The organism is Bacillus sp. FSL K6-1145 (genome assembly GCF_038003425.1).
GTDB classification, from domain to species: Bacteria; Bacillota; Bacilli; order Bacillales; family Bacillaceae; genus Bacillus; species Bacillus pumilus.
Map to the genome: position 1 here is coordinate 2,827,999 of NZ_JBBOPC010000001.1, position 23,629 is coordinate 2,851,627.

27 protein-coding genes and 1 pseudogene are annotated in these 23,629 nt (G+C 40.6%); 12 read left to right on the forward strand and 16 right to left on the reverse strand.

Translation table 11 applies throughout. The features are described 5' to 3' along the window. Positions 1-52 precede the first annotated feature (52 nt). The 4 genes from MHH41_RS14440 (at position 53) to MHH41_RS14455 (ending at position 5,100) form a co-directional block, all read left to right on the forward strand. Positions 53-1,588, forward strand: a complete 1,536-nt coding sequence (locus tag MHH41_RS14440) for an ABC transporter ATP-binding protein (RefSeq protein ID WP_003213375.1) — start codon at positions 53-55, stop codon at positions 1,586-1,588. Next, on the forward strand, positions 1,581-2,627 hold the full coding sequence (locus MHH41_RS14445) for an ABC transporter permease (protein ID WP_003212654.1): 1,047 nt from the start codon (positions 1,581-1,583) through the stop codon (positions 2,625-2,627). The genes MHH41_RS14440 and MHH41_RS14445 overlap by 8 nt, the downstream gene beginning before the upstream one ends. Beyond that, a complete protein-coding gene (locus MHH41_RS14450) occupies positions 2,628-3,587 on the forward strand; it encodes an ABC transporter permease (RefSeq protein WP_003213713.1) in 960 nt (319 codons plus the stop codon). It abuts the gene before it with no gap. Between the two features lie 175 nt (positions 3,588-3,762). Then, positions 3,763-5,100, forward strand: coding sequence for a 2-hydroxycarboxylate transporter family protein (locus tag MHH41_RS14455; RefSeq protein ID WP_340866482.1), 1,338 nt, complete (start codon positions 3,763-3,765; stop codon positions 5,098-5,100). A gap of 74 nt (positions 5,101-5,174) precedes the next feature. On the opposite strand, the gene MHH41_RS14460 is transcribed toward MHH41_RS14455, so the two are convergent. Beyond that, positions 5,175-5,384 carry a hypothetical protein gene (locus MHH41_RS14460; protein ID WP_003213300.1) on the reverse strand — a complete coding sequence of 70 codons (210 nt, stop codon included), beginning with the start codon at positions 5,382-5,384 and terminating at the stop codon, positions 5,175-5,177. Between the two features lie 219 nt (positions 5,385-5,603). On the opposite strand from MHH41_RS14460, the gene MHH41_RS14465 reads away from it, so the two are divergent. From MHH41_RS14465 to mnhG, 7 genes are read left to right on the forward strand one after another with little or no spacing between them, the layout of a single operon-like run. Continuing rightward, entirely contained in the window at positions 5,604-8,009 is a 2,406-nt protein-coding gene (locus tag MHH41_RS14465) for a Na+/H+ antiporter subunit A (RefSeq protein WP_340866483.1), read from the forward strand. Beyond that, positions 8,006-8,437: a Na(+)/H(+) antiporter subunit B gene (locus MHH41_RS14470; protein WP_034620105.1), complete on the forward strand. Its 432-nt coding sequence runs from the start codon at positions 8,006-8,008 to the stop codon at positions 8,435-8,437. The genes MHH41_RS14465 and MHH41_RS14470 overlap by 4 nt, the downstream gene beginning before the upstream one ends. Further along, complete coding sequence (locus MHH41_RS14475; RefSeq protein WP_058013796.1) at positions 8,437-8,778, forward strand: Na(+)/H(+) antiporter subunit C; 342 nt, start codon at positions 8,437-8,439, stop codon at positions 8,776-8,778. The genes MHH41_RS14470 and MHH41_RS14475 overlap by 1 nt, the downstream gene beginning before the upstream one ends. Beyond that, a complete protein-coding gene (locus MHH41_RS14480; protein WP_340866484.1) occupies positions 8,771-10,249 on the forward strand; it encodes a Na+/H+ antiporter subunit D in 1,479 nt (492 codons plus the stop codon). The genes MHH41_RS14475 and MHH41_RS14480 overlap by 8 nt, the downstream gene beginning before the upstream one ends. A 6-nt stretch (positions 10,250-10,255) precedes the next feature. Then, the gene (locus MHH41_RS14485) at positions 10,256-10,735 is read left to right on the forward strand and encodes a Na+/H+ antiporter subunit E (protein ID WP_044140819.1); all 480 of its coding nucleotides are present in this window, start codon (positions 10,256-10,258) and stop codon (positions 10,733-10,735) included. Then, entirely contained in the window at positions 10,735-11,016 is a 282-nt protein-coding gene (locus tag MHH41_RS14490) for a Na(+)/H(+) antiporter subunit F1 (RefSeq protein WP_003213177.1), read from the forward strand. The genes MHH41_RS14485 and MHH41_RS14490 overlap by 1 nt, the downstream gene beginning before the upstream one ends. After that, positions 11,000-11,374, forward strand: a complete 375-nt coding sequence (gene mnhG / locus MHH41_RS14495; protein WP_003213369.1) for a monovalent cation/H(+) antiporter subunit G — start codon at positions 11,000-11,002, stop codon at positions 11,372-11,374. Before MHH41_RS14490 ends, mnhG begins: the two co-directional genes overlap by 17 nt. An 86-nt stretch (positions 11,375-11,460) precedes the next feature. On the opposite strand, the gene MHH41_RS14500 is transcribed toward mnhG, so the two are convergent. From MHH41_RS14500 to degQ, 6 genes are all read right to left on the reverse strand, one after another. After that, positions 11,461-11,850 carry a hotdog fold thioesterase gene (locus MHH41_RS14500; RefSeq protein ID WP_340866485.1) on the reverse strand — a complete coding sequence of 130 codons (390 nt, stop codon included), beginning with the start codon at positions 11,848-11,850 and terminating at the stop codon, positions 11,461-11,463. 23 nt (positions 11,851-11,873) lie between these two features. Then, on the reverse strand, positions 11,874-12,515 hold the full coding sequence (locus MHH41_RS14505) for a response regulator transcription factor (protein WP_058013793.1): 642 nt from the start codon (positions 12,513-12,515) through the stop codon (positions 11,874-11,876). An 80-nt stretch (positions 12,516-12,595) separates the two neighbouring features. Further along, positions 12,596-14,908: an ATP-binding protein gene (locus MHH41_RS14510; protein WP_340866486.1), complete on the reverse strand. Its 2,313-nt coding sequence runs from the start codon at positions 14,906-14,908 to the stop codon at positions 12,596-12,598. Between the two features lie 54 nt (positions 14,909-14,962). Continuing rightward, positions 14,963-15,133 (reverse strand): competence pheromone ComX, encoded by a 171-nt coding sequence (comX, locus tag MHH41_RS14515; protein WP_212045489.1) that lies wholly within the window; start codon positions 15,131-15,133, stop codon positions 14,963-14,965. Further along, positions 15,130-16,044 (reverse strand): polyprenyl synthetase family protein, encoded by a 915-nt coding sequence (locus MHH41_RS14520; RefSeq protein ID WP_340866487.1) that lies wholly within the window; start codon positions 16,042-16,044, stop codon positions 15,130-15,132. The genes comX and MHH41_RS14520 overlap by 4 nt, the downstream gene beginning before the upstream one ends. Before the next feature lie 151 nt (positions 16,045-16,195). Beyond that, the gene (gene degQ, locus MHH41_RS14525) at positions 16,196-16,336 is read right to left on the reverse strand and encodes a degradation enzyme regulation protein DegQ (RefSeq protein ID WP_003213123.1); all 141 of its coding nucleotides are present in this window, start codon (positions 16,334-16,336) and stop codon (positions 16,196-16,198) included. A 505-nt stretch (positions 16,337-16,841) separates the two neighbouring features. Between degQ and MHH41_RS14530 the strand changes: the two genes are divergently transcribed. Then, complete coding sequence (locus MHH41_RS14530; RefSeq protein WP_050944043.1) at positions 16,842-17,195, forward strand: hypothetical protein; 354 nt, start codon at positions 16,842-16,844, stop codon at positions 17,193-17,195. Between the two features lie 30 nt (positions 17,196-17,225). Here the strand turns inward: MHH41_RS14530 and MHH41_RS14535 are convergent. The 9 genes and pseudogenes from MHH41_RS14535 to MHH41_RS14575 all read right to left on the reverse strand — a co-directional run bounded on the left by MHH41_RS14535 (position 17,226) and on the right by MHH41_RS14575 (position 23,606). Beyond that, positions 17,226-18,452: pseudogene (locus tag MHH41_RS14535) on the reverse strand (EAL and HDOD domain-containing protein). A 140-nt stretch (positions 18,453-18,592) separates the two neighbouring features. Beyond that, a complete protein-coding gene (locus tag MHH41_RS14540) occupies positions 18,593-20,062 on the reverse strand; it encodes a nicotinate phosphoribosyltransferase (RefSeq protein WP_340866488.1) in 1,470 nt (489 codons plus the stop codon). Between the two features lie 17 nt (positions 20,063-20,079). Next, a complete protein-coding gene (locus tag MHH41_RS14545; protein ID WP_003213138.1) occupies positions 20,080-20,631 on the reverse strand; it encodes a cysteine hydrolase family protein in 552 nt (183 codons plus the stop codon). Positions 20,632-20,691: 60 nt separating this feature from the next. After that, on the reverse strand, positions 20,692-21,099 hold the full coding sequence (locus MHH41_RS14550; protein WP_050944045.1) for a YueI family protein: 408 nt from the start codon (positions 21,097-21,099) through the stop codon (positions 20,692-20,694). Between the two features lie 27 nt (positions 21,100-21,126). Continuing rightward, positions 21,127-21,375 carry a YueH family protein gene (locus tag MHH41_RS14555; RefSeq protein WP_034660684.1) on the reverse strand — a complete coding sequence of 83 codons (249 nt, stop codon included), beginning with the start codon at positions 21,373-21,375 and terminating at the stop codon, positions 21,127-21,129. 96 nt (positions 21,376-21,471) lie between these two features. Then, positions 21,472-21,693, reverse strand: coding sequence for a spore germination protein (locus MHH41_RS14560; protein WP_050944046.1), 222 nt, complete (start codon positions 21,691-21,693; stop codon positions 21,472-21,474). Positions 21,694-21,792: 99 nt separating this feature from the next. Beyond that, positions 21,793-22,014 carry a spore germination protein gene (locus MHH41_RS14565; protein ID WP_106029262.1) on the reverse strand — a complete coding sequence of 74 codons (222 nt, stop codon included), beginning with the start codon at positions 22,012-22,014 and terminating at the stop codon, positions 21,793-21,795. A gap of 66 nt (positions 22,015-22,080) precedes the next feature. Beyond that, a complete protein-coding gene (locus MHH41_RS14570; protein WP_340866489.1) occupies positions 22,081-23,184 on the reverse strand; it encodes an AI-2E family transporter in 1,104 nt (367 codons plus the stop codon). A gap of 185 nt (positions 23,185-23,369) precedes the next feature. Then, a complete protein-coding gene (locus MHH41_RS14575; RefSeq protein WP_003213721.1) occupies positions 23,370-23,606 on the reverse strand; it encodes a YuzF family protein in 237 nt (78 codons plus the stop codon). Between the last annotated feature and the right edge of the window lie 23 nt (positions 23,607-23,629).

Sequence of the window (23,629 nt, forward strand, 5' to 3'; positions counted from 1 at the left end):
TTTTGCTAGTTTTTATCTTCATCAGCACCCTAAAAAAGGAGCGGTTAAACCTGTGGATTATGTCATTGAAATGTTGAATATACGCAAAGAATTCCCTGGCATTGTAGCAAACGATAACATTACGCTGCAGCTAAAAAAGGGCGAAATTCATGCGCTGCTTGGTGAAAACGGCGCTGGAAAATCAACGCTCATGAACGTGCTTTTCGGACTGTACCAGCCTGAAAAAGGTGAAATCAAGGTTCACGGAAAACCTGTGACCATCTCTAGCCCGAATGATGCAAGTGATTTAGGCATCGGTATGGTGCATCAGCACTTTATGCTTGTCGATACCTTCACCGTCGCTGAAAACATCATTTTAGGAAAAGAGCCCAAGAAATTTGGAAAGATCGACAAAGAACAAGCCATACAGCAAGTACAAGAGCTTTCTGACCGCTATGGTTTAAAAATAGACCCTGCCGCAAAAGTATCTGACATCTCTGTCGGCATGCAGCAGCGTGCAGAAATTTTAAAAACTCTTTACCGCGGCGCTGATATTTTGATCTTCGACGAACCAACAGCCGTCTTAACACCTCAAGAAATTAAAGAACTCATACAAATTATGAAAAACTTAATCAATGAAGGCAAATCCATTATTTTAATTACCCATAAGCTGAAAGAAATTATGGATGCATGTCACCGCGTCACCATTATCCGAAAAGGCCAAGGCATTCGTACACTTGATGTGGAAAGCACAAACAAAGATGAGCTTGCAAGCCTCATGGTCGGTCGTGAAGTTTCATTTAAGACAGACAAAAAAGACGCCTCTCCTGCTGAGGAAGTACTTCAAATTCAGGATCTTACGGTAAAAGACGCGCGAGGTATTGAAGCGGTCAAACATCTCAACCTCTCAGTAAAGGCTGGAGAAATTGTCGGTATTGCTGGAGTCGATGGCAATGGTCAATCTGAATTGATTGAAGCCATTACTGGTCTAAAAAAATCAGAATCTGGCACGATCATGCTAAACGGGAAAGCCATTCAAAATCTTCCGCCTCGTAAGGTGACCGAATCTGGAATTGGACACATTCCTCAAGACCGTCATAAACACGGACTAGTGCTTGATTTTTCAATAGGAGAGAATATTTCGTTACAAACGTATTACCAGCGTCCATACTCAAAATTTGGCTTGATGAATATGAAAAATATATACCAAAAGGCAAAGCAAATCATTGCCGAGTATGACGTAAGAACACCGAGTGAATATACAGAGGCACGCGCCCTGTCAGGCGGGAATCAGCAAAAAGCCATTATTGGCCGTGAAGTTGACCGCAATCCCGATTTATTAATTGCCGCTCAGCCGACACGTGGACTTGATGTTGGTGCGATTGAATTTGTTCATAAGCGCCTCATTGAGCAAAGGGACACAGGCAAAGCCGTCCTCCTCATCTCATTTGAGCTTGATGAAATTATGAATGTCAGTGATAAGATTGCTGTTATATTCGAAGGCAGCATTATTGCCATCGTTGATCCAAAAGAAACAACAGAGCAAGAGCTTGGTCTATTAATGGCTGGAAGTACGCAACAGGAAGTGGGGAAAGAAGCAAATGTCTAATCGCTTAACAAATCTGCTTATTCCGCTTATAGCCATTGTACTTGGTCTTTTTGTTGGGGCCATTATTATGCTGGCAAGCGGTTATAGTGTCATCGAAGGCTATGGCGCCCTTTGGAATGGCGTCTTCGGTGAAACCTATTATATGGGAGAAACCATCAGACAAGTGACACCTTACATTTTATCAGGGCTTGCTGTTGCTTTTGCATTTCGGACAGGTCTCTTTAATATCGGTGTAGAAGGTCAAATGCTGATTGGCTGGGTAGCTGCTGTATGGATCGGTACAACTGTCCATGCACCTATGTACATCCATCTGCCACTTGCACTCATCACCGCAGCTGCTGCTGGTGCATTATGGGGCTTTATTCCTGGGTTTTTAAAGGCTCGTTTTTATGTTCATGAAGTGATTGTCACGATCATGATGAACTACATTGCCCTTCATGTGACGAACTATTTGATTTCAAATGTCTTAACAAATAATAAAGATAAAACAGAAAAAATCGATGCCACTGCCTCGCTTCGCTCTGGTTTCTTTGAACAAATCACCGATTTCTCCCGGATGCATAATGGTATTTTTGTTGCCATTATAGCTGCGGTCGTGATGTGGGTCATTATTCAAAAAACCTCTAAAGGCTTTGAATTGCGGGCTGTTGGAATGAACCAGCAGGCATCCCATTATGCCGGTATGAATGTTCGCCGCAATATCATTTATGCGATGCTCATTTCAGGTGCTTTTGCAGGTCTTGCAGGCGCAATGGAAGGTCTTGGTACATTTGAATATGCATCAATTAAAGGCTCGTTTACCGGTGTAGGTTTTGACGGAATCGCCGTCGCTTTATTAGGTGGAAATACTGCTGTTGGTGTTGTTCTTGCTGCACTGCTGCTTGGTGGATTGAAGGTCGGCGCTTTAAATATGCCACTTGAATCTGGCGTACCGACTGAGGTCGTTGATATTGTCATTGCGATCATTATTCTTTTCGTTGCCTCAAGCTATATTATCCGTCTTGTGATGAACCAAATGAAGAAAAAGGGGGGAAAATAAGTGGGATTTCTGCAAATTCTTGAAATCATCGTCCCAGCAACACTTGTCTATGCTGCACCACTTATTTTAACCGCTCTTGGAGGCGTCTTTTCAGAAAGATCAGGTGTTGTGAATATCGGTCTTGAAGGTTTGATGGTCGTCGGAGCATTTTCCAGTATTATCTTTAACTTGTTTTTTGCTGATACATTTGGGGCCTTGACCCCGTGGCTTGGGCTCCTCGTCGGAATGGCGATTGGCGGATTGTTCTCTCTCATTCATGCAGTTGCGACCATTACATTCCGTGCAGATCAAACGGTCAGTGGTGTTGCGATTAACATGCTGGCACTTGGCGCTACGCTGTTTGTCGTGAAACTCATTTACGGGAAAGCTCAAACAGATAAAATTACAGAGCCTTTCTATAAAGGTGATATTCCCCTTTTAAGTGACATTCCGATAATTGGCGATATCTTCTTTAAAGATGTTTATTATACGTCCATACTCGCATTAGCGCTTGCGGTTGTTGCTTGGTTTGTTTTATTTAAAATGCCGTTTGGTCTTCGTCTTCGTGCAGTCGGAGAACATCCAATGGCTGCTGATACAATGGGAATCAAAGTGTACCGGATGCGCTATATCGGCGTCTTTATTAGTGGACTGTTTGGTGGTCTTGGCGGAGCTGTTTATGCGTCAACCATCGCTCTTGATTTCTCACATGCAACCATTACTGGACAAGGCTTCATCGCACTAGCTGCACTTGTCTTCGGTAAATGGCACCCATTCGGCGCAATGGGCGCTGCTTTATTCTTTGGATTTGCTCAAAGTTTAAGCATTATTGGCTCTCTCCTACCGCTCTTCCAAGATATACCGAACGTGTATATGCTCATTGCACCATATGTGCTGACCATCCTAGCACTCACTGGCTTCATCGGCCGAGCAGATGCACCGAAAGCACTTGGGACACCTTATTTAAAAGGAAAACGATAATAACGATGTATGATCAATCCCCTGAAGGATAAACTACCTTCAGGGGATTTTTGTATGATAAAAACATAAAAACTCCTGTTTATTTTACTTTTATTACACTTAATTTAGTTTAATAAATAGATGAGTGTCACAGAATCTTCTACAATTGAGACAAATAGCATTTGGGGGTGTTTATGTGGCTAATGCACAACAATTGAAATCGATTACAGACGATTCTGACAATAATAAAAGCGTTTTCCGTAAGATCATGTCTTGGAAAATTGGTGTTATTGACTTACCTGTGTATTTAGTACTTGCAGCGATTATTTTAACTGCCGCTTATTTTAATAAAATTCCAGCAAATATGCTTGGTGGTTTCGCTGTTATTATGATTTTGGGGATTTTCCTTGGAGATATAGGACAACGTATTCCGATATTAAAAGATATTGGTGGACCGGCGATTCTTTCTTTATTCGTACCATCGTTCCTGGTCTTTTTTCATGTTCTGAATCCGAACTCGTTGGAAGCGGTTACGTCTCTTATGAAGACGTCGAACTTCCTTTACTTCTATATTTCTGCTCTTGTAGTAGGTAGTATTCTTGGGATGCAGCGAACTGTTTTAGTACAAGGCCTTATTCGTATGTTTGTTCCTCTTGTTGCAGGTACAATTGCAGCTGTGACTGCCGGAATTCTTGTTGGTCTTTTAGTTGGTTACACACCGCATCATTCGTTCTTCTTTATTATTGTTCCGATTATTGCTGGTGGTGTTGGAGAAGGGATTTTGCCATTATCTATTGCTTATTCACAAATTCTTGGTGTATCAGCAGAGTCATTAATCTCTCAATTAATTCCTGCTGCCGTCATTGGGAACGTCATTGCCATTATCTGTGCTGGCGCAATGAAGAAGCTTGGTGAAAAACGTCCTGAACTAAACGGGAATGGTCGTCTTGTAAAATCTAAAGAGGCAAATGAAATTTTTGAACAGCCTGATATGGATCCAAAAGTTGATTTTGGGTTAATGGGTGCTGGTGTACTCGTGGCTTGTACAACGTTCATTTTTGGTGGTTTATTAGAAAGCTTTGTTCATATTCCAGGTCCAATCTTAATGATTGTTCTTGCCGCTTTAATCAAATACTTAAACGTGATGCCTCAGCATCTGCAAGATGGCTCACAGCAGTTCTACAAGTTTGTATCAAGAAGCTTTACATGGCCGCTTATGGTCGGTCTAGGGATTCTATACATTCCACTTGATGATGTAGCAACAGTGATTTCTATTCCATTCGTTTGTGTATGTATCGCTGTCGTTCTTGGAATGGTGGGTTCTGGTTACTTCGTTGGGAAATTGATGAACATGTACCCAGTAGAATCTGCGATTGTGACAGGCTGTCACAGCGGACTTGGCGGTACTGGTGACGTTGCGATCCTTTCAGCTTCTGGAAGAATGGGTCTCATGCCTTTCGCACAAGTATCTACACGTCTTGGCGGAGCAGCAACTGTGATCTGCGCAACAATCTTACTTAGAATGTTTACTTAAAACATTGAAACATCAAAAGCATGTGCCCTCTCATAGGCACATGCTTTTTTATATTTCTTTTATCCTATATGATTTTATTCATCAGCTAATACAATTCGTAAATATTCCCTAGGCTGAAAAGGATACAGCTTAGTTTCCTGATAGCTCATGCGGAAAAGGTGCTCAGAAAATAGCGGCCATTCACTGCCGTCCTGCCACCTTTTTTGATCATTTCGGTCAATCAAGAATGCTCCTCCTAAAATCGTGCAGAATATGCTTAAGCTGATGGCGATCTTTCGTTTCATTTAATCAGCTCCTTTAAGAAAAGCATGTACGAAAAACAAAACAATATACAATGAGTTTCATTTTTGATAAAATTATTTTTGTGGTCAAAAGAACCCAAAACAAATACAGTTTGCTCGAAATCGTTTCAAACCAATGCACTATGGCTGTATTTAAGATATAATTTTAATTACCAGTTCTTTAGAACGTGAATTTATATTGATCAAAGGAGGTTCATTTTCTTGCAGCTTATTCACTTCGCCATCCTATCACCTTTTTTACTCGCCTTTGTTGTACCTTTCCTTTTTAAATATGTAAGGCGTATACATACAGGGTGGTTTGTTCTCATCTTGCCGATTATTTTATTCACCTATTTCATCCAAATGTTACACATTACCTCGAATGGACGAACGCTTTTCTCACAAGCTGAATGGATTCCATCTTTAGGGATGAATTTTACTGTATATGTTGATGGCCTTAGCTTGTTATTTGCATTATTAATTACAGGTATTGGCGCACTAGTGGTCTTGTACAGTATTTTCTACTTATCAAAAGAAAAAGAACAGCTTGGCTCTTTCTATACGTATTTGTTAATGTTTATGACCGCTATGCTTGGTGTGGTTCTCTCTGACAATATGGTGGTTCTGTACTTGTTTTGGGAGCTAACGAGTATTTCTTCCTTCCTCTTAATTGGGTATTGGTATAAGCGGGAGCGCTCTAGATATGGTGCAACCAAATCACTGCTTATTACTGTTTTTGGCGGATTAGCTATGCTTGGTGGCTTCATCCTCATCTACCTGATCACTGATTCATTCAGTATTCGTGAAGCAGTCAATCAGCTTCAGCTCATTATGGCATCACCTTACTTTATCCCTGCCATGATCCTGATCTTACTAGGTGCCTTTACGAAATCAGCGCAATTCCCATTCTATATCTGGCTGCCTGATGCAATGGAAGCACCTACCCCTGTGAGCAGTTATCTGCATTCTGCTACGATGGTGAAAGCCGGTATTTATCTTGTTGCCCGCTTCAGTCCGATCTTTGCTATATCAGAGGTGTGGTTCTGGACCATATCCATTGTCGGACTTATCACATTATTCTGGGGATCATTCCATGCCGTCCGGCAAAATGATTTGAAAGCCATTCTGGCCTACTCGACAGTTAGTCAGCTCGGCATGATTATGCTCATGCTTGGCGTCGGCGCAGCTGCGATTCATGAAAACAACCCTGCCTTTTTTGGCGCAGCCGTTCTTGCTGCTATTTTTCACCTCATTAACCATGCTACGTTTAAAGGCAGTCTCTTTATGGCAGCAGGTATTATCGATCACGAAACAGGTACTCGTGACATTCGGAAATTAGGTGGTTTAATGACCATCATGCCGATTACCTTTACGATTACGTTAATCGGTACATTTTCAATGGCTGGTCTACCGCCATTTAATGGTTTCTTAAGTAAAGAGCTGTTTTTCACAAGTATGATACGCATTTCTGAAATCAGCTTTACAGATATTTCGACATGGGGCACTATTTTCCCAGCAATTGCTTGGCTCGCTAGTGTCTTTACGTTCATTTACAGTATGATGCTTCTCTTTAAAACATTTAGAGGCAATCTTCAGTTAGATCAATTAGAGAAAAAGCCGCATGAAGCACCAATTGGTATGCTCATCCCGCCAATTATCCTTGCTGCGCTTGTGGTCACCTTTTTCTTCTTCCCAAATATTCTAGCTTATTCTGTCATTGAACCTGCAATTGCAGCCATTATTCCGGATGCGATTGATCCAGGAAAACGGTTTGTTGTCAAAATTGAAGCATGGCACGGCTTTCTGCCAGAGGTATATATGACAATGGGTGTTGTAGCTTTAGGGATTATCGGATATTTGACGTTGTCAAAATGGCGTCCAATCTACAATATCTTTAAGGAAAAATGGTCATTTAACTCCTTATATGACCGTTCATTGATAGGCTTAGAAAAAGGCTCCTATCGCCTAACAAACAGTTATATGACTGGTTTCCTTCGTGATTACCTTGTCTATGTGTTTGGATTCATGATTATCGTGCTTGGGGGCGTGATGTTTTATCAGAATGCCTTTTCATTTAATATGGAGCATGCTGCTCCAATCGGCACGTACGAGGTCATTCTATCATTAGTCATGATAGCTGCAACCCTCACGACTGTGTTTGCTCGTTCTCGCTTAACAGCTATTATCGGGTTAGGTGTCATGGGGTATACGCTGTCACTATTTTTTGTTATTTTCAGGGCACCTGACCTTGCCCTCACCCAGTTAATTATTGAAACAATTTCTGTTGCACTGTTTTTACTTTGCTTCTATCACTTGCCTCAACTGAGCATGAAGCAAAAAACGAGGAAATTTAAAATGACCAATCTCATCATTTCAGTAGGTGTTGGAGTCATTGTGACATGCCTTGCTTTCGCTTCCACAAGCAATCAGTCACTTGATACGATTGCTTCTTACTTTATTGAAAACAGCTACAAGCTTGCAGGCGGAAACAACATTGTCAATGTCATCCTTGTTGATTTCAGGGGCTTTGATACACTTTTTGAAATTACCGTGCTGGCGATTGCGGCACTTGGTATTTATGGATTATTAAAGACACAAGGAAAACGGAAGAGAGGAGTGCGCCGATGAGAAAAATTGATACGAATGATATGCTTTTACAAGTCACAACTAAAATCACTGCATTCATCATCCTGCTCTTCTCCCTTCACCTGTTTCTTGCGGGACATAATAACCCAGGCGGAGGATTTATTGGCGGATTAATGAGTGCCAGTGCTGTCGTCCTTCTGCTCTTAGCCTACGATCTGAAAACAGTTAGACGCATTCTGCCGTTCAACTTTATCTATGTTGCAGCGACTGGGCTGCTCGTCGCGATCCTGACGGGTATGGGATCATTTCTATTCGGTGCACCTTTTCTATCCCATGCATTTGATTATTTTCAACTGCCGTTTTTAGGGAAAACAGAACTGGCAACAGCCGTACTGTTTGATATCGGTGTATATTTGGTTGTTGTCGGTGTCACCATGACCATTATTCAAACGATTGGAGAGAAGGAATAATGGAATTTCTAATGTCTATTATCGTCGGTATTATTTTTATGACGGCGACCTATTTAATGCTTTCAAAAAGCCTACTGCGGGTCATCGTCGGCACTGCTGTTTTGAGCCACGGCGTCCATTTGCTTCTTTTAACAATGGGTGGCTTAAAAAAAGGAGCCCCTCCCATTTTAACTGAGGGAATCACATCCTATGTAGACCCATTACCACAAGCATTAATTTTAACAGCCATTGTCATTGCTTTTGGTGTGACATCCTTTTTACTTGTCATGGCCTTCCGTGCCTTCCAAGAGCTGCGAACAGATGACATGGATCAAATGAGAGGAAATGATCAGCATGAATAATCTCGTGATCCTGCCAATTTTAATACCATTATTAGCTGCTACACTCTTGATCTTTATGAATAAGAATATCATGCTGTCAAGAGGCTTTAGTGTGTTTGCTTCACTATCAGCCATTGTCTGCAATGTGTATTTAGTCCAAACCATATTTACTAATGGGATTCAAACCCTCTATTTAGGAGGTTGGAAAGCACCATTTGGGATTGCCCTTGTGGCCGATCAATTTGCTGCGCTCCTTGTACTGACCGCTTCCGTCGTTGGACTAGTGACAGTTCTTTTCTCCTTTCAAACGATTGGGAAGGAAAAGGAGCGGCTGTTCTATTACTCTGGCGTGCAATTTTTGCTCGCTGGCGTAAGTGGTGCCTTCTTAACAGGCGATATTTTCAACCTGTTTGTATTCTTTGAATTACTGCTGATGGCATCATACATGCTTATTGTGCTGGGCGGATCAAAACCGCAGCTTCGAGAATCACTCAAATACATTGTGTTTAATATCATCTCATCGGCTTTATTTATCGTCGGTGTCGCTTGTTTATACGCAGTCACTGGTACACTGAATATGGCTGATTTAAGTGTGAAGATTGCTGAATCAGGGCAAACAGGATTAATCACTGTTATTTCCATTCTGTTCATGATTGTATTTGGCTTAAAAGCTGGGATCTTCCCGCTTTATTTCTGGCTTCCAGGATCATATCATGCACCGCCAGCGGCTATTTCTGCTCTATTTGGTGCACTGCTGACAAAGGTTGGCTTATATGCGATTGCCAGAGTCTTTACTTTAATTTTTATACATGATACAGGGTTTACACATACACTCATGGCTTGGTTTGCCGCACTAACGGTGATATTCGGTGTGATTGGCTCTATTGCCTATTCTGATGTGCAAAAGATCGTCATCTATAACATTGTCACAGCAGTTGGGGTCATTTTGTTTGGGATTGCAGCCAATACACCCGCCTCACTCCAAGGGGCCATTTATTATCTCATTCATGACATGGTGATTAAAGGCGCTTTATTTATGCTGGCAGGTGCACTCTTTGTGTATGCTGGCACCAATCACTTGAAAAAGATGGGCGGACTGATTCAATCTCAGCCTTTACTAGGGTGGATGTTTTTCATTTCGGCTTTATCCCTAGCAGGAATTCCTCCTCTGAGTGGATTTGTTGGAAAGCTAAAGATTGTAGAAGGTGGATTTTCTGCTGGACACATGACCTTTTCTATCCTTGTCTTAATGTCCAGCCTTCTTGTCCTGTATTCGATTATGAGGATCTTCATACTCGCATTTTGGGGTGAGGATCAAGATATGCGAAGAAGGAAACCGTCGATTAAAGGAATGGTGTACCCTGGCGTACTGCTTGTGATCTTGTCGCTTGCCATTGGGTTAGGGACAGAGTTCATTGCCCCTTATATCAATCAAGCAGCGGAAATGCTCTCAACACCAGAAAAATATATTCAAGCTGTGCTGAAGGAGTAGATGAACATGGCCTTTCAAATATTACTAAACGCTCTCCTCGCCTTTACATGGATGTTTATGAATGATACATACAGAGCCGCAGACTTTGTATCAGGCTTTGTACTAGGGATGGTCGCCATTTTTATGCTTCGGCGGTTTTTCCCGCAGCGTTTTTACGGCTATGCCCTGTTTGCGATTTTCAAGCTCGTATTGATTTTTATTCGGGAGCTGCTTCTTGCCAATTTAAGTGTATTAAAGACCGTATTATCTCCAAAGCTCACCATTAAGCCCGGTATTTTCGCCTTTCGTACAGATTTGAAAACGGATTGGGAAATCACCATACTGGCTAATATGATTACATTGACACCAGGTACACTCGTCATTGATATTTCTGATGATCGTTCCATTTTATACATTCACGCGATGGATATTGAAGATGCAGAAAAAGCCATTCACGATATCCGGGTTTCATTTGAAAAAGCGATTCAGGAGGTGAGCGGTAAGTAATGGAGCTCATATTACAAATTTCACTTGGCATTCTTGCGCTGTCCACCTTTCTTTTTGTGATACGGGTTATCAAAGGGCCCTCTATTCCTGATCGTGTAAGTGCGCTTGATGCGATAGGAATCAATTTAATTGGGATGACAGCTATCGTTTCTATTTTGCTGAAAACGACAACGTTCTTTGAAATTATTTTACTGCTCGGTATCCTTGCCTTTATCGGCACTGTCGCTTTTTCCAAATTCCTTGAGAAAGGGGAAGTGATTGAAAATGATCGTCATCGCTAAAGCTATTGTCATTTTCTTTATCCTGCTTGGCGCCATCCTTTGTCTCATTTCAGCCATTGGCGTTCTTCGCCTGCCGGATGTTTATACACGTATGCATGCTGCATCAAAAGCATCGACACTTGGTGTTGTCCTCATATTAGTTGGGGTATTCTTTCACGAATGGTTTCTTGCAGGCATTATTTCTGCGAAGATTCTACTTGGGATTGTCTTTATCTTTTTAACAGCTCCGGTCGGCGCACACTTGATCGGAAGAGCCGCCTACAATACTGGTGTCAAGATGGACAAACGAAGTGTACAAGATGATTATGGTGGTTTTCGTAACTTCGTGATTAAACGCAAAGAAGACTCGTACTTATAAACCGAAAGAAGATCCTCACATGCGAGGATCTTCTTTTTATGAATCAATTCAACCTAAAAAAAGCTTCCGCTGCACCGGGAGCTTTTTTATATGCGATCAATGACAGCAAGTGTGCATCTTGACGTACAGATGTGCCGGTCTCGATCATCTTTAATATCAATTTGAAATACCATTGTACGGCGCCCGACATGTACAGGAACAGCCGTCGCTGTCACTACTCCACCACGTACAGATTTTAAGTGATTGGCATTGATTTCAATCCCTGAGCAAACTTGCTGAGTTAAGTCTAAATGAGCCGCAGCTCCCATGCTTGCCACTGTTTCTGCTAGAGCAGCAGAAGCTCCTCCGTGCAGCAGTCCAAATGGCTGTTTTGTTCTGTGATCGACTGGCATTGTTGCTACGCATCGAGACTCATTACACTCTACAATCTCAATCCCCAGTGCCTCAAGCAGTGTATTTGATCCATTCACTTCCATCAGGGTTCTCTCCCTTCACACGTTTACAGCACACTTTCAGATTTTGCAATTAACACCGCTTCGGTTCGAGAGCCAACATTCAGCTTATTAAAGATGGACGTCAAGCTGTATTCAATCGAGCGTTTGCTCAAATGCAGCACATCGGCAATCTCTTGGTTCGTGTATCCTTTTTCCACTTCTCTGAGGATCAAACACTCTCGCTCTGTTAACAGCTCGTGATCGGTCTGCTGCGCCTGTTCTGGCTTTTCTTGCTGCTGTGAAATTAATTTCTTTAAATAGGATAGCTGAATGACAACTTCTCCTTGCAATGTGCGGTGTATGTATTCAATAATTTTGTCTTTTGTCTCTGTTTTACTAATTGCACCGTGCAATCCAGCCCGAATGGCCTCTTCAAAATAATCATCTACTTCATACCCTGTATAAATGATGATTTTCACTTGTTGGTTGGTTTCTAGAATTTGTTTCGCAATGTCCATTCCATTGATATCCCCGAGATTTAAATCCATCAAAATCACATCATAGATGGAAAAGTCATGCGTCTTTAAAAAGGCGGCTTCTGCATCAGGACTTAAACAATCGACTGATAGCTGCTGATCTGATTCTAATATGCTTTTTGTCCCTTCCATGACAGCCGGATGATCATCAATGACCAATATCTTCTTCATGTCTTCCTCCCTTTAAATCACTCACTTCCATTTTATATAAAAAACTTGGCAGATGCCAAGTCTTATTCCTTAATAAATCGTTACAATTCCATTTCAATTTTCACCTTCAGCCCTTTTTCAGGTGCGGTATGAATGTGAAGCTTCCCATTTAACGCCTTGACTCGTTCTCTGATCCCAGAGAGGCCCATGCTCATGGTGTGCTGATCAAGATGGCTTGCGTCAAAGCCTACTCCATCATCCTCGTAGTGAAGAACAACCTGATCTTTAATACAAATCAGCATTACGAGCACTTGGCTGGCTTGAGAATGTTTCAAGGCATTGGATAACAATTCCTGAACAATCCGGTAAATATTAAGCTGGGAGTCAATATCAATGTCCATCTCCTTATCAAAGCGTGTCGTATTCAGCCGAATATGAAACGGTGCTTCCTCCTGAATTTGAGAAGTCAGCTTCGATATCGCCTTCACTAAACCTAAATCGTACAGCAGCTGCGGCCGAAGTTCATGACACGTTTCTCTCGTCGTTTGAATCACCTTAGACATTTGTTCATTCCATGAGATAAGCGATTGTTCAATAGACGTTGGGCATTGATCGTTTTGGAAATTCGTTAAAAACATCTCTGACTGTCTTTTCAGCGATATCAAATCCTGTAGCACGGAATCATGGAGATCCCTTGCTAAATCGGAGCGCTGTTTTTCTTCCATCGCAAACATGACTTTTTTCAGCCAAGCAGGGTTCGCTTCACGCTGCTTCAAATCTTCAAGATGCTCCATCAATTCTTCAATCTTGACGACATTTTCTAAACTGACACTTGTATAAAATGCCAATGTTTTCAGCCAAGAAATCTCATCACGCGTCAATTTAGGTGTCTGTAAATTGGATAAGCAGCAAATCACAAACGAGTGACCACCCCGCTCGCCAATTTTCATCATGAACCCTTTATCAAGCCCAATGATTTTCCCGACTTCCCCTAAAATATCCTGAAATTGATCCACATACTCTTTCCATAGATTGCTATCACCTGAAGATTCATCAATCTCTTCAATCTGCCCATCTGGCTTCACTTCAAGCACAAAGGCTTTATTAACAACCAGCACTTCTAAAATGGTGTATTTCAAATGATAAAGCACTTGGTGAAGTGATGACGCCTCACGGATGAGCTGCGTAAATTTAAACACACTGTCCTGGTAATTATGCTTCTCTGAAAAACGTTTCAGCCGGAAGCGGAAATCTAGAATTTCTTTAAAATAAAAGACAGCAAGCATGAGTGTATAGGTGATTAATGCGAGTTTCAGTGTATACTTCAAATCTTCTGGTTTTTGCAGAATGTAAAACGTGACAATAACAAAAATGGTCGGTGTAATGGCTAAAAAGCCATAGTATTTCAGTCTACTAATCAAAAAGTCCATATTGTATAGTTTGTTCGTCATGAATTGGTACACTAGAGAAAAAGGAATAAGCAAGACAAAAGAAGTCAAGAAAAAGGGATCTACTACATAAATACGAAACAAAACATATGGTATTGCAAATAAAAATATAAATGGACAGAATGCTATGATATTAATCATGACAAAAAACTTTAAAACAGACCCCTGCTCTGTCTCTTTATATTTCCGCATTCCATTGATAATCACTTTGAATGACATGATAATAGAAGCGAAAAAGAATAAAAGATTTAAACTTGGCATGTATCTTGCTATCGCTGAATCTATTGGAACTGCTAGCTCTATCAATAGATTAATTACTGGAAGACTATATAAAAGGCGAATTGTTTTTTGATTTGTTATATGCAAGTTAAACTCTTTAAAATACTGATAAATGAAATGAATATAAAAGATAAATACACTTGATAAACAAAATACGATCACATAATGGCTAAATCTTTCACCAATACCTGAAGTACCTGCACTAAGATACCCGATACAAATCGTTAATAAAAATAAAACTAATAGAAATGCTGATTTCCGTTGGGCCTCTTTGTTAATTCTAATGATAAAGAAGATACAAAATAAACATATTGAATACAGGACGAGAGGAATTAAATAGACAAATAAACTTTCTTGACCAATCAATGTCTTATTTTTAAGGGTGATCATTTGGTTGCCTCTTTGAATATCAATTCTTTGCACATTCCTAAGCTCACCATTGATCATATGATCTTTGTTGTTAGCAGGTTCCCCATTGATTTTAAGTATAATATCTCCTTCTTCTAATCCTGATGTGTAGGCTAAAGAAAGATATTCAACTTTGACAACTTCTGCTTGACCGTTCTTGTTCTCCGCTACACGTGCTCCATTAAAAATATCAAATACATAAATATATGAAACATAGATCACAAATAAAAAAGACAGAAAAACGAAAAAAGCAGATAGTTTCGTATAAGTTATCTTCATGTATAAAACATCCTTAACTGGAGAACTTTTAAATCATTTATAAATGAAATAGCATCATTTATAGTACCATATATATTCTGCAGACATTTGCCCTTTTTTAATGCCTTGAATGATTGCTTTCATGGTTTGCTCATCTGTGTGAATTAAACTTGCATTCCCTAAATCCAACTCATTCACAACTCCAGGATTTTCCATTAAATATGCAATAACATTTTGAATGTTCAATCATTGCCCTCCTTTGTCATAAATGCATACAATTGTTCCCTCTTTGTTTTAGGTAAATCAAGTTGGTCAATCCCTTGCCTCATTTGTAACAGCATAATCTCTCTCATTGATACCATGTACTGAGTCAAACCTGCTTCAAGTAATTTCTGCTTCAGTTGAAATGACTTTTGTTCTGACTCATCTAAACGATTAGATAAGAACATAAGAATCTCTTGACTGGCATCGTTAAAGCCTCTTTGTAAATAGCTAAATGCCAGCGTTTGTTTTTTTAGAAAATCTCCGTTGGTTTTCGAAAATAACGCAAAAAAATCGTTACTGATTTGTTCAGCAACACCATAACATATGGAATATGATTCCACAGTTGAGTTGATTTTTCCTGTCGCTAAATAAACACCCAGTACACTAGCAAGAGCTGTTAATGATCCTGATTTTTTCCTTAAAACCTCTACACACTCTTCTTCTGTTCCATGCATATGACGCAAATCCTCATGCTGTCCTTCCATTGACCATTTGATGAGTTGGAACAGTTTCTCAATTAGTTGAGAATCATTTTCACATATTGTTGTGATGAGTTGGATACTCAGCGTATACAAATACGTAGAAGCATTGATGGCCACTCCTTGGTTGACGTTCATCCAAGGATACGAATCTTTATCCTGATCTTCGATATCATCTAATATATCGGCTGATAAGATGAGAAGTTCAATCCCTGCTGCCAATTGTGTAATCGCTTGCTTGTCTTGTCCGCCAAATGCCTCATAATGCTTGTAAGCTAATTGCCCAAAGGGAAATTCATTCTTTATATCTGTAAATTCTAGAAGCAGCTTTTGTAAATCCTTCTGCCTGACTGCATGTTGAATAAAATCAGACATATTCTGCTTGATTTTTGTATTCTCTAGATAGTTTAGCATACTCGGTCTTGTCCCTCACCCTTCCGCCTTTTATTTTACTAAAAAGACATGAGCAAATGTCCACTGACATCACTATTTAACAATTATATAATAATATATCCTTTTTTTGTATGTATTTGGATAAAAAAAAGACTTGATGATTATCAAGTCTTTAAGAAATTTTCACATATTCATATTTGTCGTATTGATCAATGCTTTTGTTAATGTTATGAAGAGAAGCCGTTGTTTCTCTAATTTCGTTTTCAAGTTTCCATAATAATTGTTTAAGTTCTTCGATTTCATACTTTTCCATCGATTCCACTCTCCTTTTTTGGAAGATCAATGTATTTGTGTATGGTGATTGGGTCATAAGTATTTGATCTATTACTAACAGTGTAAATGTAATTGAGTATTTTTTCACCGAAAAGTATGCACAAAATGTGTGCGTGATACCGCAAAATTCAATAGGTCTTTTTTCATCATTTTCTGACTTTTCAAATCATACTTTTATCTTAATTTCAAAGGAATTGTGTCACTAATGCAACAAGAATAGGCATCATTCGTCACACTTCTCTCACAATAGAACATACGATCCCTTCTATAACCTCGGTTTTGCGTGTTATAGGTCAGACGACAGACCCCATTGTGGACACCGCAATTTTTTGGCGACATTCACCGAAATTGACCGCAAAAGTACCTATTTTTATGTTGGATTTATAAAGATAGAAAGATCATTTTGATTCTTTATTCTGATTTTCTACATACATTTAGAACAGATATCCGTCCAATTTCACGTCAATGAGAGAAGAGGTGACCACGTGTTTTACTATGTTCCTTATCCTGCTTTGCAAGGTCCCGCAATGAGCCGTGCATATTCGCGCACGCCTATGACTTTTCCTCCAGTAGATGCCCACTCGTTTCAACGAGCCGCAAAGGAATCAGCCCGACTTGTTGCTGATGCTTCACTTATTACACAGCAGATTTCCAGCTCGCTTTCGTTTGCACAGCGCATCATGGAGGCTGCTGAGCGCTCTGATTCGGCAAGTGTCATCCGAATGCTGAAGCAAATCGGTGTGAAAAGTGGTATTGACATCCGCTTTAGTCCAGAAGGCATTCGTATCTACTTGTCTCTCGCCTCTAGCAGACTTTTTCTCCTTTTACAGTGGGCATAACAAAAAAAGCCGCTCTGACGTGAGCGGCTTTTACGATTCAAACATTTTATGACACCATTCAATGGCTTCTATATAACATCCGTAGGCTTCTTGCTTCGGGAGATTCCCATCTAACATCTCATGATCCCATTCATTTCATTCAATCCGTTTGGCTACACCGAGTACAAATGAATAATCATTTTCATAGCCAAGCAGTGCCTCGCCAACTTCATCAGAAAGCGGCAGCTCTTTCACAAGTTCTGTGATATCTGCCCTGACAAGTGTATCGATGAGAGAAAACATGCCTGTCAGCATATAAGAGGCTGGATGCTCTCGTTCGGTACGACTCGCAATCAGTTCACACGTTTTCGCCCGAATGAAGGACATTTTGATAATTTCTTTTTGGCTTGAGTTGGCTTGAACATTCAATTCTTTAAATGAAAGAATAAAGATCCAGCGCCGAATTTCATTAAACCCGAGCAGAATAATCGCCTGCCGGATACTTTTGATTTGATAAAGACGCCTCATGCCGCCTGAATTGAGCATTTTTAATAATTGGTATGATAGCGAAAGGTCACTTTCAATAAAATGGGTCACGACCTGGATATTCGGCTGTTCCTTGCTCAGCTCATTTAATAGCTGGTGGTACGCATGGAAGCTGGTTGATAATGCTCGTCCTGATATAACATGCGGCTCACTAAAGAAATACCCTTGAAACAAATGGAAGCCGGCTTCTAGCGCTTCTTCATATTCTCTTCGCGTTTCCACCTTTTCTGCAAGGAAGCGAAGTCGATATTTTTTATAGGTATGTAGAATATTTCTACGTTCTTTCGATGTAGTCTTTAGAAAGTCAATTTTTAAAATATCAATGCAATAGAGGAGTTCGTCAAGCAACTTGTCACTGAAATGTGATCCGCTTAGAAAAAAATCATCAAGTGCAATCGTATATCCCCATTTTTTTAACTCCTTACATCTCATAATAAGAGCCGGGGTAATCGGGACATTTTCTAATATCTCGATCACAAGCTGATGCGGATCAAAATAGGTGAGCAGATCAGACGAAAGTAAGCTTTCGGTGAAATTAATGTAGCATCTTTTGCCTTCTGTCAATGTTTCGATGCCGATATTTAAAAAACTGTTAATAATGAGGTCCGTTGTCGCTTTGTCACCATCTTCAGCGCTATATGTATTGGTTTCACTATCTCTATAAAGTAGCTCGTATGATACGACTTGTTCTTTTCTGTTAAAAATAGGCTGTCTCGCAACAAACACCCTCAACTGCTCCAATCCTCCTTTATGCAATGACAAACAAGATGTGCTTTCAGTATACCAAATGATTGCGCTTATGGTTCAATTTGAATCGGTGAAAAAATAAAAAAAGAGATCACCTGACTGGATGATCTCCTTTTCTTCCAACGTTAGCTTTCATAAAGCTCTAGTTTAATTTTATTTTTCACGTCATGGATAAACTGCATCTTGTTATCCCAGCATTTTTGACTCAAATCGACTGGATATTCTTCTGGTTTGCTGATTCGTTTATATTCCTCCCAGAAAAGTCCGAGGCTATCCTGCACATAGGCTTGAATCGTTTGAATATCCGGATTGTCATATACAAGTTTTCCTTGTTCGAAAATCGGGACATGTAGATCCTTCGCCACAAAGTTTGTGACAAATTTGCTGATAAATGTATGCACAGGGTGGAACATTTTTAGCTTATCCTCACTATGAACATCTTCCTCTTCGAGCGCAATGTAGTCACCCTCTGAGTGATGATTCAATTGGTTGATAATGCGGTACACACGTTTACGTCCTGGTGTTGTCACTTTCTCTGGGTTGGACGAAATTTTGATGGTATCATTCATTTTGCCGTTGTCTTCAATGGACACAAGCTTATACACTGCACCGAGAGCTGGCTGATCAAATGCTGTGATCAGTTTTGTTCCAACACCCCACACATCAATTTTGGCACCCTGTGCTTTTAAATTCATGATGGTATGTTCATCGAGATCACTTGATGCAATGATTTTTGCGTCATGGAATCCAGCTTCATCCAGCATCGTTCTAGCTTTTTTAGACAAGTAGGCAAGGTCACCACTATCAAGTCTGACACCAATAAAGTTGATCTTGTCTCCGAATTCTTTCGCTACCTTAATGGCATTCGGAATACCGGATCTCACGGTATCATACGTATCGACTAAAAAGACACAGTCTGTATGGGTTTCAGCGTATTTTTTAAATGCCGTATATTCATCACGGTATGCTTGTACAAGTGCGTGAGCATGTGTTCCTGACACTGGGATGTTGAAGCGCTTCCCAGCACGAACATTACTTGTCGCCTGAAAGCCGCCGATGAGTGCCGCCCTTGCTCCCCACATTGCTGCATCCATTTCATGTGCACGTCTTGTTCCAAATTCTAGTGCTGTCTCGTCTTCAATGATTCCTTTAATCCGAGCTGCCTTTGTTGCAATCAGCGTCTGGAAGTTCACAATATTCAGCAAGGCGGTTTCGATTAGCTGCGCTTCGACAAGCGTTGCCTCGATACGCATAATTGGTTCATTTGCAAAGACAATTTCGCCTTCCCGCATTGAATGAAGGGAGCCTGTAAAGGATAACCCGCTTAAATAATCAATGAAATCGCTTTTATAACCGAGTTCGTCTTTTAAATACGCTAGATCACTTTCGGTAAAGGAGAAGTCCGATAAATACTCAATCGCTTTCTCTAAACCAGCAAATACAGCGAAGCCATTGTCAAATGGAAGCTTTCTGAAGAAGAGTTCAAACACTGCCTTCTTCTCATGAATGCCGTCTCTCCAATACGTTTCTGCCATGTTAATTTGATAAAGGTCTGTATGTAGTGATAAACTGTCGTCAATAAACCGATGCTCCAACTTCCATTCTCCTTCCCTTACTTAACCACTTTCGCACCAAGCGACTGCTCAAAGTGAGAAAGTGCCCACTCGTGCCCCGCTTCATTAAAACTCGCCACAGCATTCTCGTGAATCACAAGTTCGAAGCCTTTATTGTACGCATCAACAGCTGTATGAAGTACACAAATATCGGTACATACGCCGGCTAAATGAAGTTCAGTGATGCCACGCTCGCGCAGTTTCATTTCTAATTGAGTGCCTGCAAAAGCAGAGTATCTTGTTTTTTCCATATAGTAGACATGTTTTAAATGCTTTGACGTGTGAAATAGTGAACTTAGTTTTCCATAAAGTTCAATTCCCTTTGTCCCGCGAATATTATGGGGCGGAAATAACTTTGTCTCTGGATGATAAAGGTCTTGCTCCTCATGATGATCGACTGCAAAGACGACAAAGTGCCCTTCATCAATAAACGAAGAAGTGATCTCTGTGATCTTAGGCTCTATCGCCTGTCCAGGCTTTCCGCATGTCAATTTTCCATCGTCTGCAACAAAATCAACGGTATAATCAATACAAATCAATGCTTTGCCCATCCGCATCTCTCCCATATGCTCTTTTGACTCATTATAGCTTATTCATTTCACTAGGGAAACCTATTCAACAGATTCGTGAGAAAAAGCCTTTTGAAACAGCTCATCTTCGATATAGATGTGCTCTTGATTGACCGCATTCGGCAGCTCTATCACAAGACCAAAAGGAGAATGTGCCTCATGATGATTCACCACTTTAAAGGAACATCCAGCGGCATTAGCCATTTTCACATATTGCGAATAAGAAGCATAGGACAACTCACCATTTAAAAGAACAGTGGCCTGACGGTTGGCCTTTAATATTTGTTCGACCTCTTGATACGGTTTATTTCGTGATACCTGTCCCTTTGTCAGGGCAAGAAGCGCTCGTTCCCTTAATGAACCGAGAAACATTCTTCGTTCATCGGGTTTTGTTTCAGCATGTCCAAATATCCCTTGCTGCAAATAAAAGTCTACGGATTCTTCTTTCATCGCTGTTTTCACTCCTGGTTTTAAAATTTACATTTCTGTGACCCAGTGCACAATCTTTAGTGCAAGTTCACGGGCTTCGTCTGTTTCTGCTCTTTCCATTAAGGATTGCTCGAGCGTATGGATCAGCTGCTCTTTTTCGTCCTCGTACGCAATGGAAATACTCCATTCAATATCAGGTACGGCAACAAGCGTTTTATATTCTTTTTTATTTTCATGTAAATATACATTGTAGGTCTTTGGCTGCCGGCTTGTGATGTGTGCTTTTCTAATTTTCATTTGACTCTGTTCACACCTCTTTTTTCTTCTTACATCCATATCCATTGTACCATAAAAAAAGACAGCTTCTGAAAAGGAATACCCTTTCAAAGCTGGCTACGCATTGAAGCTCTTTTGCTGACTAATAAGATTAGAATCCCAAACAAATGTGACGTTTGGACTGTTAAAAAATTGGACGAGGTCCCCTGCATTATAGGTACCTGAACCACCGGCGGAGTGATCAACACTTTTTGGTGAAATGGCAAAAACATCACCGAAATGTGCCGCCCCATTTCCGTACACACGATCTATATGAATAGGTCCAACAATCGCTGGCATTGCTCCACCACCTTTTCTATCCACATCATATGCCCAGCTCAACAATACGTGTATCACAAATAAAAAAAGACAGCTGATATTTGATCACCAGCTGTCTTTCTATGCATTAAATGATTGAGGCTGGCCAAACAATGTGAAGTCCCAAAGCATCGTCGCATTTGGATCACTTGTAAGAGACATATAATCACCGGCATTAAAGGCTCCCGCCCCGCCAGTAGAGTGGTCTACAGCTAAAGGGGCAATGGCCAGTACATCACCGAAAGTAGCTGCACCGTTTCCTCCTAATGACTCGATATGAATAGGTCCAACGATGGCAGGCATCAAAATCTCCCCCTATCTGCTTATGTCAATCATCTTATGCAAAAAGGGAAAAGTTGTGCATTTGTCCTATACGTTTAAATGCTGTTCTTTACGAGACCGCTGACGCAGCTGAACCAATCTGACAATATTCAGGGTGATGGCTTTGAGCAGTGCATAGACAGGAACCGCAAAGATCATGCCAAGGATACCGCCAAAGCTTCCTGCCCCAATTAATAACAGGATAATGGTCAAAGGATGTGTGTTCAGGCGTTTCCCAATGATCAATGGAGAAATGACATTTCCGTCAATTTGCTGCACGACAAGAATCACAATCACTGTCACCACTGCTTTTCCAGGCGAATCAAGAAAGGCAATCAGCACAGCTGGTGCCGCGCCAAGATATGGTCCAAGGTATGGAATCACATTTGTGACCGCAATGATAATACCGAGAATAAGCGCATATTTTACACCAATTAATAAGTATCCAATAAAACAAGCGACTCCGACAAACAAACAGACAATAATCTGCCCCTGTATGTAAGCTGCGAGCGTGTCGTTTAATTCTTTGAAGATCTTGAGCCCTTCCTTGCGGTAAGGCATTGGTAAGAACTGAACGAGCTTGTCCGGAAACTTATGCCCGTCTTTCAGCATATAAAATAAAATAAATGGAACTGTGATGACGGCTAAAGCAATATTCGCAATCACGCCAAACACCGCAGACATGCTTGAAGCAATGTTTTCCGGTAATGCCTTTAATGTCGAAACGACCGTCTGTTCAAACTTTGAGACAGACACATAATCTTGGCTCATCATCCAAGTAAATGTTTTAGAATGCGAAAAGTCATTGATAAATTTCTGCATGTCCGTCACATATCCAGGGAAGCTTTTGACAAGTCCGCCTAACTGCGTGACAATGGCAGGTCCGGCAGCATTGACGATGATTGTGATGAGTCCGATGAACAGGAGATAAATGATCAGGATAGCGAGTGTCCTAGGCATTTTCTTGGACAAAAATTGAACAATTGGATTAAAGATGAAAAAGAGAATACCCGCCAGCAAAATGGGGACAAACAGTGTTGATGCAAATAAAATAATCGGCTGAAATAAAAACGAAACCTTTGTTGATACATACACAATGAGTAAAACAAGTAATATTTGGAATGTCCAAAAATGAACTTTAGATTTTAACAAAGATGCTCCTCCTGTTACGTATTGATCTTATTAAAAAACTACTATTCAACCCACCATCTGTCAACTGCTTCTTGTTTTTAGAACCTCATTTTTTGAAAAAAAAAGAACAATTGGTATATCATGCACTTTTTCTAGATATACATTCTATAAGCATGAAAAAAAGCAGACACCTATGCGTCTGCTTGTTACACTCTTTCACTGTGATCAGGCATCACCGACACGATTTGCTGGATCCGCACATAAAAAACTGATTTCGCCCCCGCTTCTATGACAATATGATCCGGCATGACTTCCTTCAATTTCCCACGGACCGTATCTTTCACTGTTTGCACAATTAATCTCATACCGACCACTTTCTGCAATGTTTGATAAACATATGGATCAACTAATGAAACAAGCTGTGGACTTCCTTGTTGTGCCATACTACCCGCCCCTTTACTTGTGT

Coding starts and splice junctions, on each gene's coding strand:
- MHH41_RS14445 (WP_003212654.1), top strand. CDS start 1,581: ATGTCTAATCGCTTAACAAATCTGCTTATTCCGCTTATAGCCATTGTA.
- MHH41_RS14460 (WP_003213300.1), bottom strand. CDS start 5,384: ATGAAACGAAAGATCGCCATCAGCTTAAGCATATTCTGCACGATTTTA.
- MHH41_RS14470 (WP_034620105.1), top strand. CDS start 8,006: ATGAGAAAAATTGATACGAATGATATGCTTTTACAAGTCACAACTAAA.
- MHH41_RS14475 (WP_058013796.1), top strand. CDS start 8,437: ATGGAATTTCTAATGTCTATTATCGTCGGTATTATTTTTATGACGGCG.
- MHH41_RS14480 (WP_340866484.1), top strand. CDS start 8,771: ATGAATAATCTCGTGATCCTGCCAATTTTAATACCATTATTAGCTGCT.
- MHH41_RS14485 (WP_044140819.1), top strand. CDS start 10,256: ATGGCCTTTCAAATATTACTAAACGCTCTCCTCGCCTTTACATGGATG.
- MHH41_RS14490 (WP_003213177.1), top strand. CDS start 10,735: ATGGAGCTCATATTACAAATTTCACTTGGCATTCTTGCGCTGTCCACC.
- mnhG (WP_003213369.1), top strand. CDS start 11,000: ATGATCGTCATCGCTAAAGCTATTGTCATTTTCTTTATCCTGCTTGGC.
- MHH41_RS14500 (WP_340866485.1), bottom strand. CDS start 11,850: ATGGAAGTGAATGGATCAAATACACTGCTTGAGGCACTGGGGATTGAG.
- MHH41_RS14505 (WP_058013793.1), bottom strand. CDS start 12,515: ATGAAGAAGATATTGGTCATTGATGATCATCCGGCTGTCATGGAAGGG.
- MHH41_RS14510 (WP_340866486.1), bottom strand. CDS start 14,908: ATGAAGATAACTTATACGAAACTATCTGCTTTTTTCGTTTTTCTGTCT.
- MHH41_RS14520 (WP_340866487.1), bottom strand. CDS start 16,044: ATGCTAAACTATCTAGAGAATACAAAAATCAAGCAGAATATGTCTGAT.
- degQ (WP_003213123.1), bottom strand. CDS start 16,336: ATGGAAAAGTATGAAATCGAAGAACTTAAACAATTATTATGGAAACTT.
- MHH41_RS14545 (WP_003213138.1), bottom strand. CDS start 20,631: ATGGGCAAAGCATTGATTTGTATTGATTATACCGTTGATTTTGTTGCA.
- MHH41_RS14550 (WP_050944045.1), bottom strand. CDS start 21,099: ATGAAAGAAGAATCCGTAGACTTTTATTTGCAGCAAGGGATATTTGGA.
- MHH41_RS14555 (WP_034660684.1), bottom strand. CDS start 21,375: ATGAAAATTAGAAAAGCACACATCACAAGCCGGCAGCCAAAGACCTAC.
- MHH41_RS14560 (WP_050944046.1), bottom strand. CDS start 21,693: ATGCCAGCGATTGTTGGACCTATTCATATAGATCGTGTGTACGGAAAT.
- MHH41_RS14565 (WP_106029262.1), bottom strand. CDS start 22,014: ATGCCTGCCATCGTTGGACCTATTCATATCGAGTCATTAGGAGGAAAC.
- MHH41_RS14575 (WP_003213721.1), bottom strand. CDS start 23,606: ATGGCACAACAAGGAAGTCCACAGCTTGTTTCATTAGTTGATCCATAT.